Here is a 13,546-nt window from a genome sequence, read left to right as displayed (position 1 = left end):
AAGTCGCCATAGTTTAGCGATAATCGCCATGAATGCTATAGGATAAATGATAAAAATAATGAATTATTACAAAGGAAACATAAGACAATCAGGGCGAAAATCGCCCTGATAACAGGATGTTAGTCGCTGCCAAAGAGATCGCGGGTGTAGACTTTATCTGCCACATCCTTAAGCTCTTCTGCCATACGGTTGGAAATAATGACGTCGGCTTGTTGTTTGAAGGTGGCGAGATCACGTTCCAGACGAGAGTTGAAGAATGAGTCTTCTTTCATCACCGGCTCGTAGATGATCACTTCAACGCCTTTCGCCTTAATACGTTTCATAATCCCCTGAATGGAAGACGCGCGGAAGTTATCTGAACCGCTCTTCATAATCAGACGATAAATACCCACCACTTGCGGCTTGCGTGACAAAATGGCATCGGCAATAAAGTCTTTACGCGTGCGGTTTGCATCGACAATTGCCGAGATCAGGTTATTCGGCACAGACTGGTAGTTCGCCAGTAACTGCTTGGTATCTTTCGGCAGACAATAACCACCATAGCCAAACGACGGATTGTTGTAATGGTTGCCAATACGCGGATCGAGACAAACACCTTCGATAATCTGACGAGTATTCAGACCTAAACTTTCTGCATAGCTATCCAGTTCATTAAAGTATGCTACGCGCATCGCCAGATAGGTATTAGCAAACAGTTTAATCGCTTCTGCTTCAGTGGAGTCGGTAAACAGGGTCGGGATATTTTGCTTAATCGCGCCTTCCTGTAACAACGCAGCAAAACGTTCTGCGCGTTCTGAACGCTCGCCAATGACAATACGTGAAGGATGGAGATTATCGTAAAGAGCTTTACCTTCACGGAGAAATTCCGGAGAGAAAATAATATTTTCAGTACGATATTTCTTATGCATCGCTGCGGTAAAACCAACGGGAACCGTTGATTTGATGACCATAACCGCATAAGGATTTATCTCAACTACGTCTTTAATTACTGATTCTACACTGGATGTATTGAAATAATTAGTTTTAGGATCATAGTCGGTTGGAGTGGCGATGATGACATAATCAGCATCCCGGTAGGCTTCATTTTTATCTAATGTGGCATTAAAGTGTATTTTATCTGATTGCAAAAACTGCTGAATTTCCTTATCAACAATAGGAGATATCCGATCATTCAGCATAGCAACGCGTGACGGTAAAATATCTAATGCCACAACCTCATGATTTTGTGCGATTAGAAGCCCGTTTGACAAGCCTACATAGCCAGTACCGGAAATGGTAATTTTCATTTCATGCTCTCAGAATTAACTTAACTGTGAATCATGATGTTTTTAGCATCCTGATAAGAGTTAAAAGTTTTAACGCTACGTTGTCAGATGGTCAACGCAACGAAAAACAATTCAGAATTTCTTTATAAGAATAGCTGATATTTATTAAGTTAATATTAAGCAGTGAAATTTAGTCTATAAGATAATTGGCAAAAAAAACCCGGCACAATATACGCCGGGCCTCAATTTTATTGTTGATTAAATCAGATTAATCCAGCCATTCGGTATGGAACACACCTTCTTTATCAATACGCTTATAAGTATGTGCTCCGAAATAGTCACGCTGTGCCTGGATCAGGTTCGCAGGCAGAACAGCGGCACGGTAGCTGTCATAATAGGCAACCGCAGCGGCGAAGGTCGGAACCGGGATACCGTTCTGTACTGCATAAGCGACGACATCGCGCAGCGCCTGCTGGTAGTCATCGGCAATTTGCTTGAAGTAAGGAGCCAGCAGCAGGTTAGCGATCTGCGGATTTTCGGCATATGCATCGGTGATTTTCTGCAGGAACTGCGCACGGATAATGCAGCCAGCACGGAAAATCTTCGCGATTTCGCCGTAGTTCAGATCCCAGTTGTACTCTTCAGACGCTGCACGCAGCTGAGAGAAGCCCTGAGCATAAGAAACGATTTTGCCCAGATACAGCGCACGACGAACTTTCTCGATAAACTCAGCTTTATCGCCTGCTGGCTGCGCTTGCGGACCAGAGAGAACTTTAGACGCGGCAACACGCTGATCTTTCAGAGACGAGATATAACGTGCAAACACAGACTCGGTAATCAGCGACAGCGGTTCGCCGAGATCCAGCGCGCTCTGGCTGGTCCATTTACCGGTACCTTTGTTAGCCGCTTCATCTAGGATCACATCAACCAGGTATTTACCGTCTTCATCTTTTTTGGTGAAGATGTCTTTAGTGATGTCGATCAGGTAGCTGCTCAGTTCACCGTTATTCCACTCGGTAAAGGTCTGCGCCAGTTCTTCGTTGGAAAGGTTCAAGCCACCTTTAAGCAGAGAATAGGCTTCAGCAATCAGCTGCATATCGCCGTATTCAATACCGTTGTGAACCATCTTCACATAGTGACCTGCACCATCGGCACCAATATAGGTAACGCATGGCTCGCCGTCTTCAGCCACTGCGGCGATTTTGGTCAGGATCGGCGCAACCAGTTCATAGGCTTCTTTCTGCCCACCAGGCATAATGGAAGGACCTTTCAGCGCACCTTCTTCACCGCCGGAGACACCGGTACCGATGAAGTTAAAGCCTTCTGCAGAAAGCTCACGGTTACGACGGATGGTGTCCTGGAAGAAGGTGTTACCACCATCAATGATGATGTCGCCTTTATCGAGGTATGGCTTGAGAGAATCAATAGCAGCATCCGTGCCTGCACCTGCTTTCACCATTAACAGGATGCGACGAGGCGTTTCCAGAGATTCAACAAACTCTTTCACCGTATAGTAAGGAACCAGTTTCTTGCCTGGATTTTCGGCAATCACTTCTTCGGTCTTTTCACGGGAACGGTTGAAAATAGAGACGGTATAACCACGGCTTTCGATGTTGAGCGCAAGGTTGCGCCCCATCACTGCCATACCGACGACGCCGATCTGTTGCTTTGACATTGTTTACTCCTGTCAGGGGTGGTCACCGCGGGGTTGCGCGGCTTGAAGAAGCTAAGATGGTAACCCAGCATGTATAGAATAAGATAGAAGAATAAACGGTGGTGTATCGCCCTATAACCACTTAGGAAAAGCCTTAGCTTTGAGTGGGTCAAATGGCCCCTCCTTTATCTCCAACATAAGGGCTTTTGGTGACAGGCATTTGACACTATGTATATCTCCTGGGGAAAATTCCACGACGCTTATTCCCGTACCGTCTCCAACAACAAACTGTTTTTGGATCTCACCATTTTGCTCATACAAACAAACTTCTAATTGCCCTTGCATGACGACAAACATTTCCCACTGATGCGGTAACTCATGCCAATGGGGTTCAACATAGCTGTCGCGTACAAATGCAATAAGTAAACGTTGAACCTTCTCCTGATGAGATGCGTGCAATAAATAATGAGCGCGCAAACGTTCAGAATTTGCTGCAGTGCGAAAAAGTTCATCCAGAATGTTGTCATCAACTAAACGCATTCTCCAGCCTCCAGTCGGACTTCGATAGTATGTGCCGCCGATTCAACCGAAAATTGAGACTTTAACAACACATTAGCGTTCTGACCTAGCTGCTTTCTTAAAACTGAATCACTAAGAAGCAATTGTGCAGATTCAAACAGTTTATCATCTTCACCATTAACATGAATGAAACCGGCTCTGTGCTTATTAATTACATCCATTAAATCATTGCCGCCATTCACACTCCCAAGGATCGGGATTGATTGAACCATATACCCTAGTAATTTTCCGGGAAAATTATGTGAAGAATGGCGAGATGAAAGGGAGAACAGGCCGACATCAACTTCAGATAAAATTAATTTAAACTCTTCCTGGTTCACTGAAGGTAGATGAGTGAAATTAGTTAAATTCCATTCTGCAGCAAGAGATTTTATCAGCTCAACTTCATCACCCTGCCCTATAAACAGGAAATGAGCATCATGATAACGCATCATATTACGCGCAAGGCGCATTAAGTTTGCCATATCCTGAGCATGCCCAATATTACCGCCATAGAAAAAAATGACTTTATCTTTTAGATCGTATTTTTGACGAAGTGAATGATAATCATCGTTGGCAGACACAGGAGTCATTGAGGCCCAATTACGTAAAACTTCACACGGATAACCTTTATTGGTCTGGCGAAATATCTCAAGATTCTTATCAGACATTACCCCTATCCGGCCAGCCTGCTGATATGACTTTTTTTCAAAATACCTAAAATATTTTTCAATTGGTGAACCGGCTTTCAACATACCTGCATCAATGACCCACTGTGGAAACATATCCCTTAGGACCAGATAGCTTGGGCACTGGCATCGTTGTTTTATTTTTTTAACCAAGTCGCCCCAAAAAATAGAGGGGGAATAATAAACGATACCATCAAATGTATCATGTTGAATGAGGTGCTTAAATGCGCGCCATGCGCGAAAAGATAAAAGAGTTTCATTTATGGCACGTTTAGCCTTACCTACATCCTTTAAAGGTCCACTTTTGAAACGCCAAACCTTTATACCATCAATCATACTAATAGAATAAATTGCTTGTAATGAGATGTCAGGCGTAATTACAGTTACATCATGGCCTCTGCTCAGTAATTCAAGGCCTAACTCATGAAACATTTTAGCCCCAACGCGTGTGCTATGGGGCAAATAATCATCAATGATTAATGCAAGTTTCATTAGTATTGCTTCCAGACAACCCGTTTAACGTAGTCAGTATATGAATGGATAATACGCACAACTTTATCTGAAACATTTGGCATACTATAGTCACTGACCTGACGTAGTAAGCGTATTTCTCCACGAGGCTGTGTTGCAATAATTTCTAATGCCTGTAAAACGCGCTCAGATTCAAGACCGACCATCATTACTGCCCCTTCTTCGAAGCCTTCCGGGCGTTCGTGCGCTTCTCGTATATTGAGTGCAGGGAAGTTCATAATGGAGGACTCTTCTGTAATAGTCCCGCTATCCGATAAAACAGCACGTGCATTTTTTTGCAGATGGTTGTAATCGTGAAATCCTAATGGCTTAAGAAGCAAGATATTTTTATGGAATTGAATACCATTTTCGTTAATGCGATTACGAGTACGCGGATGAGTAGACACAACTACCGGAATATCATATTTTTCAGCCACGGTATTAAGTATATTCGCCAGTTTCGCAAGCTGTTTAGGGGTATCGACATTTTCTTCTCTGTGAGCACTTACCACAAAGAAATCCCCGGGTCTTAAATTCAGGCGAGAAAGTACATCAGAACCATCAATCTGCGGCATATAATGAGTGAGTACTTCAAACATTGGGCTACCGGTTTTAATAATTCTATCGGCTGGTACACCTTCAGCCAGAAGATATTCACGCGCGATATCACTATATGTCATATTGATATCAGCGGTGTGGTCAACTATTTTTCTGTTAGTTTCTTCCGGTACGCGTTGATCAAAACAACGATTCCCAGCCTCCATATGGAAGATCGGAATTCTCCGACGCTTCGCTGGTATTGCTGAAATACAGGAGTTAGTATCGCCAAGAACTAACATGGCTTCAGGTTTTTCCTGTTCAAGGACCTCATCAACTTTAATGATAACTTGTCCAATAGTCTCTGCTGCATTTTTACCTGCAGCATTAAGAAAATAATCAGGTTTGCGAACACCCAAATCTTTGAAAAAAACTTCATTCAACTCATAATCGTAGTTTTGGCCAGTATGAACAATAAGGTGGTCACAATATTCATCTAATTTTGCAAGGACACGCGAGAGTCGAATAATTTCTGGACGGGTCCCAACAACCGACATGACTTTCAATTTTTTCACGATAAAACTCTCGCTATAGTATCTGGTTGATCACGATTAAATACTTCATTCGCCCACAACATTACGATTAATTCATCATGACCTGTATTAGTAATATCATGGGACCAACCTGGCACAGTTTCTACAATTTTATATTCATCTGACGCAACATTAATCTCATATCGTTCTCCTGTTAAAACATTTTTAAACCTAAAACATGCTGTTCCACGAATAACGATAAATTTTTCATTCTTTGTATGATGATAGTGCCCTCCACGCGTTACTCCTGGAAGTGCGGTAAAAAATGAAAATTGTCCAGAGGAATGGGTTTTTAAGACCTCGCAGAACACTCCTCTTTCATCACTATAGGAAGGCACTGCATACACGAACTGCTCTGGTTGCAAGTAACTAAGCCAAGTTGAATATAATGCCCGCGTAAAACCCTGACCAACATTTTCCGTAATAAGAGTATGTCTACTTTCTTTAAATTTATAAATTAGATTTGCCACCTCACCCACTGTTATTGAATACGTCGGCTTTATATTTTTAAAACCTGACGCGTACTTGTTATTTAATAAGTTGATAGCATCAGTACAAAAATCATCAATATAAACAAGCTCGACCTCTGCTGTTGGGTCATGAATGATGATATCTTGATCATTTGCTATCCTATGACAAAAAGTTGCAACAAAGGAGTTGTAATTTGGTCGACACCACTTGCCGAACACATTTGGTAATCGATAGATATAATATTCTGCGCCACTAACATGACCATAATGTTGAATGATTTTTTCCGCCGATGCCTTGCTTTTTCCATACGCGTTATCACATTCAGCCTGAATGGAGGAACTAAGCATAATAGGAGTCTTTTTTGCATTACAAAGCAGAAAGTCAACAATTAATTTTGTAAGATCAGTATTTCCCTCCTGAAACTCATGTTCTTCCTTTGGCCTATTTACACCAGCAAGATGATAAATAAAATCAGCAATTTTGAGTCCCTGCTCTAACTCTTGCAAAGGTGACTCACGGTCGATAGTAATTAAATCTTTAAAGCCTGCTTCCTGCAGGCGATAAATTAAATTACGAGCAATAAACCCTTTAGAACCAGTAATAAGTATTTTCATGTTATGAATCCAATTCAAAGGCCTCGCCAGCCCTCAAAGCTCGAATAAAAGGCAATTTAAGTAATAATTCTTTCATTCCATTGACATCTAATCTTTCTGTATTATGTGAGTTATAGTCTTCAATTTCTGAAATTCTACAATCTCCATGCTCAACATATTTACCATAGTTGAGGTCACGTAGATCTGGCGGGACACGGTAATAATCCCCCATATCAACTGCTGCGATCATTTCCTCACGGCTCAATAGCGCCTCGTATAACTTTTCACCGTGCCTAGTGCCGATAATAACAACAGGGTGCTCATTAACATCCAATAGTTCCTTCAGAGCAATTGCTAACGTTTCAATAGTCGCTGCTGGTGCCTTCTGTACAAAAATATCACCATTATTACCATGTTCAAATGCATAAAGAACTAGATCTACAGCATCTTCAAGAGTCATCATAAACCGGGTCATATTAGGATCGGTAACGGTTAGTGGTTTTCCAGCTTTTATTAAATCAACAAAAAGAGGAATAACAGAACCACGAGATGCCATAACATTTCCGTAGCGAGTTCCGCAAATGATGGTTTTAGAGCTATCTAAATTACGTGACTTGGCTACCATTACTTTTTCCATCATCGCTTTTGAGATTCCCATTGCATTGATGGGATATACTGCTTTGTCAGTGCTTAAACAAACGACTCGTTTAACTTCATTAGCTATCGCAGCTTCCAGAACATTCTCAGTACCTAACACATTTGTTTTTACTGCCTCCATAGGGTGAAATTCACATGAGGGAACTTGTTTTAATGCAGCTGCGTGATAAATATAATCGACCCCACGAGATGCATTTAGAATACTTCTATAATCACGAACATCCCCAATGTAGAATTTAATTTTTTGATTATTATATTTTTTTCGCATATCATCTTGTTTTTTTTCATCGCGAGAAAAAATCCTAATTTCAGAAATGTCAGTGTCTAAGAATCGATTGAGTACAGCATTTCCAAACGATCCAGTACCGCCAGTTATGAGTAACTTTTTATTTTTGAACATAATTCATCCCATTAATAATTGATATATAACTTTCGACTCTTGAAATATGGTCAGGGAATTTTTTTATTACTTCATCCCCCGCTCGCAATAATTTTTTTTTCAAACAATCATCACTGATTACTTTATTTAATTTGTATGCTATATCTTTCGCATCTAATGGATTGAAATAAACAGCTGCATTTCCACAAAGCGTTCTGGCAAAATCTAAATCACTTGTACAAATTGGCAGCTGCATTTTCATTGACTCAAGATAACTTGCAGTAAAGCATTCCAACAATGTTGGTAAGAATAAAATATCACAATATTTGTAAATGGCTGGACAATCATTTATACTAACCGGCCCTAAATTTAACGTAGCAGATTTAAAAATATCTGATTGTTTTTCATAATCATTTTCGTTAATGGTGATTATAAATTTACAGTTTACTCCTAACTTTCGAAGTTCAGTGTAGACACTTGGGATAACTGATAAATTTTTATGTGGATAATTATGGGTTATCGTCACAAACTTTATGCATTTAAGAGATCGTAGATTAAATTTATCATTAATCTCTTCAGCATGAAGATCATTAAAAACATAATTTAAACAATTGGGAACAACTTTTATTTTATCATTATCACAGTTGAATTTTTTTATGAACAACATCCTTATTGCTTCAGTTTCTGTAACATAATAACTAAGCGGATCCCACAATAAGTAGCTTTGTATCCCCACCTTTATTTTCGTAAACGTTCTTCTAATTACATTCAATTTCTTATAAGCAATACTATGCTGAGAAACAATCCAAGGATTAGCAAAACCTATTAAGTGTCTTGGCCCACAAGTGCCCCAATATGTTGGCCCAAAAATGGTAAATATTACATCATAACTCTCAGATAATTCTTTAATTCTTCTCCTTCCTTTATTCCATGGGAATATAGTTTTTATATCTGTAGTAATGATTTCAAAATTGTCTTTTTTTAAAAATTGTTTTGCATGATTATACACATTTGCACTTACGACATAATAAATGTCCAGGCCTTTATATTTGTCACTGGAGAGTTGCTTAATAACACTCAGACTTACTTGTATTGCTCCTCCAACCTTCAAGTTAGAAGCATCAATTAATATTTTCATTTAGTATGCCCAACCCTCTGCAAATTCATATGGTTTTAGTTCTGATAATCCAGTAACAAGACGTATAATCATATAAATGAATAGTATTAAAAATATCGCAAAATTTATTGATCGTTCATTCTTTTGAATCAGAAAAAATACCCAACCAAACTCAAATAATAGCGCAATTCTATATAACATACCAAACTGCCATGCTAAAGCCCATGTACTCAACATTGCCAGCAGAATCATAATTAATACATTAGATTGCTTCGTTTGGGTGATTTTATCAAATGAGTAGTTATTTGCCATAAATAATAATAGAAGCATAGCCACCGCCAGTACTTCTCGTACAATAAATGATAAAACACTTCCTAGTTCCTTTTGCTCACTGCTGGATACCAAGTAGTTTACATATCTATCACTTATTAAAGAAGTATATTGCAATACAGAATCAATAGGGATAATAATGAAAATACATGGTAATAAAAACGCGATGAACAAATGTCTCACCACATATTTCCAAATAAACCTTAATAATACTAATGGAACGATAAATATTATTACTTTATGAAATAAAAATCCAACAAAAAAATAAATCAAAGATCTTAATGTCACCTTATTGTTTTTGTATACATCCATTAAACAAATTAAGCCACACAATACACCTACGAGATATCTTACCTGAATAAATAAGGGTTGGATATAGAAACAATATATCACCAAGCCCACAACACATTCATAACCTTTAAAATAACTTGATAATCTTGCTATTAAAAAGACAAAAAATAATGAGTTAAAAATGTAATAGTATTGAAACCCTAATCCTAAGCTTTTCAGGATTGCCATACCATATACGACTGATAGTTCAACGTCCGAGGTTAGCAATTTTATTCTAGATAGATTCGCACTATCTAAATATCTGAACTCCGGAATCAAATCAAAATAAAATTTATAGTTAACATAATCTGGATCAATATATCCTTTAAATCCAGTTAAAATCATTACGAATAGTAAGAATATCCAAAGAAATAATCGTTCACTTTTAAATAAATAATAATTGCTTATAAAAATATCTTTATTGTTATATAACAACCCCAAAAATAATGGGAAAAGAGGGATATAATAAAATATCATGATTTATTGTTCTCATATATTTGGCTATATTTATCTGCGCAAATAGAAATTGAAAACTCATTCTTAAACCTATTACGAATATTATACTCCATATATTGTTTTTCATATTCACTAAAAGATATAAACTTCTTTATTGCTATATCAAGTTGCGCTTCAGAAAAATCATTAGCTAATACTCCACATTCATCATCTAATATATCAGCAATCCCACCAGCTGGAGTTGATATACATATTTTTCCTACAGACATGCCTTCTATTAAAGATATAGGCAAACCTTCATAAACTGAGCTAAAAATAATCCCATCTGAAGACTTTATATAATCAGATACATTATCCACAACACCTATATATTCAAAATTTGATATTTTTTGGGAATAATCCATTATGTGTTTAGCATACTTTATATTATCTTGTGTAATTGCACCCATGGAAATAACATAACAATCTTTATTTCTTTTTAAGACGTCTATTAATAAGCGATGATTTTTCTGTGGATCCATTCTAGCTATATGACAAAAAATATTAGTATATTGTTTTCTAAGTTCATTTACTCTCCTTTTGACCTCTTCATATTTAACTGTTTCACTTATAGTCTCTGTTCCATTTTTTATAATCTCTGTATATTGAAGATTATAATAATTTTTAACTGATTCAGAGACTATATCTGAAATTGAAACCGGTATTGCTTTGCATATCTTGAAGTATGCTTTGTTAATGTATTTAGCTAATTTCCTCGGTGCATCATATCTCGCTATATTATGAATAGTATGTATCACTCTATATTTATCTTTACAAAAAAATGCAAATGGAAAAATATAAAAAGGGATACTCAAATGAGTATGTATTACATCATGTTTAATTTTAATGAGAACCGAATTTAACTTAAGTAAAACTGATATTTTATTATTAATTTCACCATTCAATTCAATGAGAGTTACTTTATCTGATAACCTTTTTCTAATTATATCATCATTTATTTTAAAAAGGGTGATTAAAGTTACATCATTTTTTTTACTTAACTCATTAGATAAGGATATTACAAATTGCTCAGCTCCTCCTGTTGAAAGAGTTGGTATAACTTGCGTAATTCTCATTTTTGGAATTGCCTCTTCCACTTGTGAATGTTTTCCTCGTTAATTTTGATATCAATTGTATAATTATTATCTATCATAGTTGATAAGTTTTCAGCCAAAGAATCTCGATTTATTATAGGCAAATTGAAGTCCTTTGCTTTTTCAATAGCTCTGTTATCAAAAGCTACAATTAGTGCTCGGTTTTTATACTGTAGCGCTCTAATTCCACCATGTAATCGAGTACCGACAAAATCTATATCATTATTCGATAACAAGGCATCATATTCATCAAGCCTGGGTGGAACTACTTCAATATTATTGATTTTCATTTCACGGAAATAATCAAGATCCCCTGATCCTTGTGGCCAAAAATATACTTTATCATATTTCCTTTTTAGTATTTCAATTAATAACTTATCGTTTTTATAATCTTTGTCATAATCTGTCAAAGTAAAAATAACCCTATCTGCTTTTACTTTTCTAATAGCAGCGCAATGCTCTCCAGTGAACATCCACATAGTCGGACAGCCTGTGTTAATCACATTATCAATCCCTATTTCATTTAATTTTTTCCTTGTGTAATCATCCCGAACAGAATGTATTCTTTCAGAATCTGAAAGAAGCTTCCTGTAATATTTAGCGGTAAACCGAGATGTACGAGATCCATATTTATTCCATCCAACTCCCATAAGTACTACTTTTTTCATTTTTAATATATCGATAGGACTTAACTCCCAATTTGCACTTCTGAACATCGTGTCACATAAAAGATTTGAACCACAAACAATTCTTTCTTTGCATAAATTTGCATGATGGATCCCTATTGATTTTGAACCAACATGCGTAGACATATGATAGACTTGCTCAGTAGAAAATATAGTTTTAAGCTGTTCTAAACCCGATGCATTTATAATTTCATCACCAACATTCAATGATGATATACTTGTATTATATAAACAAATAACATTTTCATAACTTGCAAAATCACCAAAATATTTATTCAAACCAAGTCGCATTATAAAATTATTTATTCTCATTTTCTATAAACACTCTTAATAAAACCTTACGAGATTTTCTACCACAAAAAACAACAATCAACGCACTGATAGCGTAACTTGATACAATTGCAACCACTCCCCCCCAAGCACCACCATATTTGATCAGAAAATACCCTCCTATGATATTATACAATAGTGCAATTAAATTTCTTTGGAATACAATTTTTCCCAACCCCTCATTTACAAAATAGCGGCCAGTCGAATTTAATATAAAACAAAATGGAATGACAAGACTTAGACCAAGTATATAACTCTCTGCCAAGTTATATTTTTCTCCATACATTAATTCTATCAAAAAAGGTGTAGTCATTGCACAAATACAAGCAAATGCAACACCAAAAATCAATGAACCTAATAGCATAACACGCACGTTTTTAGCGTATTCTTTATTGTTTTTATTTAACTTTGGCACAAAACTCAATGTAAAAATTGAACTAGGCACTATATACAACATTAAAAATTTGAGAGCTATTGCATAATTAGCCAATACAGTATAAGACATAAACTTTGCAATATACAGTTGGTCTGTCTTTGTGTAAATTACAACCATTGCCCCAGACAGTATTAAATAAAACCCTTCGTAATAAAAAACTTTAATATATTTTTTTACTAGTTTATTTGTGAAACTTACTTTATCACATCCATATATGTAATATAATAAAATTAAGAATAAATTTTCTGTAACAGTGACAATTGCTATGTAAAAAAGAGAAGGTGCGTAATATAATACAAACATCTTAATAAAGAAAAATAAGACATATGTACATATTCCTATTAGAGTAAAAATTAAATATTTATCTTTTGCAATAAAAGAAGATGAAAAAAATGTTAATGACCGCGCGATAATTAATCCACTAAATATTAATATACATGCACTTAGCCGCGAATCATCTATCCATATAGACCATATCCAAGCAATTATAAGTCCTAAAATAATTCCTGGAATTTTAAATAATAGCGCAGCTCCTATTATGTTTGGTTCGTCTTTTTGCTCATTAACAATTTCCCTTTGCACTAATTGCTCCAATCCTTGAAAAGAAAAGATCGATATAATTGCTATTATTGCATCAGCATTACTGATAACACCGAAATCTTCAGTAGAAATAATTTTTGCCATTAAAAATGTGAATAATGCTAGAAAAACAACATTCGTATATTTTTCAAGCATATAAAAAAAACCGGTAGGAACTTTTCTCTTAAAAAATAATCTCTGCATATCATCGCTTAATTATTTGATTACCCACGCTACCGCCCC

At 36.5% G+C, this 13,546-nt stretch carries 12 protein-coding genes; all 12 read right to left on the bottom strand.

Annotation, left to right across the window (positions count from 1 at the left end; all coding sequences use genetic code 11):
* Nucleotides 1-119 precede the first annotated feature (119 nt).
* On the bottom strand, nt 120-1,286 hold the full coding sequence (gene ugd / locus ACJHYO_RS14805) for a UDP-glucose 6-dehydrogenase (protein ID WP_000704862.1): 1,167 nt from the start codon (nt 1,284-1,286) through the stop codon (nt 120-122).
* A gap of 247 nt (nt 1,287-1,533) precedes the next feature.
* Complete coding sequence (gndA, locus tag ACJHYO_RS14800) at nt 1,534-2,940, bottom strand: NADP-dependent phosphogluconate dehydrogenase (protein ID WP_085455415.1); 1,407 nt, start codon at nt 2,938-2,940, stop codon at nt 1,534-1,536.
* Between the two features lie 111 nt (nt 2,941-3,051).
* Nucleotides 3,052-3,459, bottom strand: a complete 408-nt coding sequence (locus tag ACJHYO_RS14795) for a WbuC family cupin fold metalloprotein (protein WP_085455416.1) — start codon at nt 3,457-3,459, stop codon at nt 3,052-3,054.
* Nucleotides 3,450-4,658, bottom strand: a complete 1,209-nt coding sequence (locus ACJHYO_RS14790; protein ID WP_085455417.1) for a glycosyltransferase family 4 protein — start codon at nt 4,656-4,658, stop codon at nt 3,450-3,452. Before ACJHYO_RS14790 ends, ACJHYO_RS14795 begins: the two co-directional genes overlap by 10 nt.
* Nucleotides 4,658-5,788, bottom strand: a complete 1,131-nt coding sequence (wecB, locus tag ACJHYO_RS14785) for a non-hydrolyzing UDP-N-acetylglucosamine 2-epimerase (protein WP_085455418.1) — start codon at nt 5,786-5,788, stop codon at nt 4,658-4,660. The genes ACJHYO_RS14790 and wecB overlap by 1 nt, the downstream gene beginning before the upstream one ends.
* Nucleotides 5,785-6,891: a UDP-2-acetamido-2,6-beta-L-arabino-hexul-4-ose reductase gene (wbjC, locus tag ACJHYO_RS14780; RefSeq protein WP_085455419.1), complete on the bottom strand. Its 1,107-nt coding sequence runs from the start codon at nt 6,889-6,891 to the stop codon at nt 5,785-5,787. Before wbjC ends, wecB begins: the two co-directional genes overlap by 4 nt.
* A 1-nt stretch (nt 6,892) precedes the next feature.
* Complete coding sequence (gene fnlA / locus ACJHYO_RS14775) at nt 6,893-7,927, bottom strand: UDP-N-acetylglucosamine 4,6-dehydratase/5-epimerase (RefSeq protein WP_069892305.1); 1,035 nt, start codon at nt 7,925-7,927, stop codon at nt 6,893-6,895.
* Entirely contained in the window at nt 7,914-9,044 is a 1,131-nt protein-coding gene (locus ACJHYO_RS14770; protein WP_085455420.1) for a glycosyltransferase, read from the bottom strand. The genes fnlA and ACJHYO_RS14770 overlap by 14 nt, the downstream gene beginning before the upstream one ends.
* A complete protein-coding gene (locus tag ACJHYO_RS14765) occupies nt 9,045-10,160 on the bottom strand; it encodes an EpsG family protein (RefSeq protein WP_094258959.1) in 1,116 nt (371 codons plus the stop codon).
* Nucleotides 10,157-11,275 (bottom strand): glycosyltransferase, encoded by a 1,119-nt coding sequence (locus ACJHYO_RS14760; RefSeq protein ID WP_249533866.1) that lies wholly within the window; start codon nt 11,273-11,275, stop codon nt 10,157-10,159. The genes ACJHYO_RS14765 and ACJHYO_RS14760 overlap by 4 nt, the downstream gene beginning before the upstream one ends.
* Nucleotides 11,251-12,270 carry a polysaccharide pyruvyl transferase family protein gene (locus ACJHYO_RS14755; RefSeq protein ID WP_085455423.1) on the bottom strand — a complete coding sequence of 340 codons (1,020 nt, stop codon included), beginning with the start codon at nt 12,268-12,270 and terminating at the stop codon, nt 11,251-11,253. The genes ACJHYO_RS14760 and ACJHYO_RS14755 overlap by 25 nt, the downstream gene beginning before the upstream one ends.
* Nucleotides 12,257-13,459: an oligosaccharide flippase family protein gene (locus ACJHYO_RS14750; protein ID WP_085455489.1), complete on the bottom strand. Its 1,203-nt coding sequence runs from the start codon at nt 13,457-13,459 to the stop codon at nt 12,257-12,259. The genes ACJHYO_RS14755 and ACJHYO_RS14750 overlap by 14 nt, the downstream gene beginning before the upstream one ends.
* Nucleotides 13,460-13,546: the final 87 nt, after the last annotated feature.

Origin of the sequence: Escherichia sp. WS1118 (assembly GCF_046487695.1) — a bacterium.
Lineage (GTDB): Bacteria > Pseudomonadota > Gammaproteobacteria > Enterobacterales > Enterobacteriaceae > Escherichia > Escherichia coli.
This window is presented reverse-complemented; position numbering and strand designations above follow the sequence as displayed.

Coding starts and splice junctions, on each gene's coding strand:
- ACJHYO_RS14790 (WP_085455417.1), bottom strand. CDS start 4,658: ATGAAACTTGCATTAATCATTGATGATTATTTGCCCCATAGCACACGC.
- ACJHYO_RS14750 (WP_085455489.1), bottom strand. CDS start 13,459: ATGCTTGAAAAATATACGAATGTTGTTTTTCTAGCATTATTCACATTT.
- ACJHYO_RS14755 (WP_085455423.1), bottom strand. CDS start 12,270: ATGAGAATAAATAATTTTATAATGCGACTTGGTTTGAATAAATATTTT.
- gndA (WP_085455415.1), bottom strand. CDS start 2,940: ATGTCAAAGCAACAGATCGGCGTCGTCGGTATGGCAGTGATGGGGCGC.
- fnlA (WP_069892305.1), bottom strand. CDS start 7,927: ATGTTCAAAAATAAAAAGTTACTCATAACTGGCGGTACTGGATCGTTT.
- ACJHYO_RS14795 (WP_085455416.1), bottom strand. CDS start 3,459: ATGCGTTTAGTTGATGACAACATTCTGGATGAACTTTTTCGCACTGCA.
- ACJHYO_RS14770 (WP_085455420.1), bottom strand. CDS start 9,044: ATGAAAATATTAATTGATGCTTCTAACTTGAAGGTTGGAGGAGCAATA.
- ugd (WP_000704862.1), bottom strand. CDS start 1,286: ATGAAAATTACCATTTCCGGTACTGGCTATGTAGGCTTGTCAAACGGG.
- ACJHYO_RS14765 (WP_094258959.1), bottom strand. CDS start 10,160: ATGATATTTTATTATATCCCTCTTTTCCCATTATTTTTGGGGTTGTTA.
- wbjC (WP_085455419.1), bottom strand. CDS start 6,891: ATGAAAATACTTATTACTGGTTCTAAAGGGTTTATTGCTCGTAATTTA.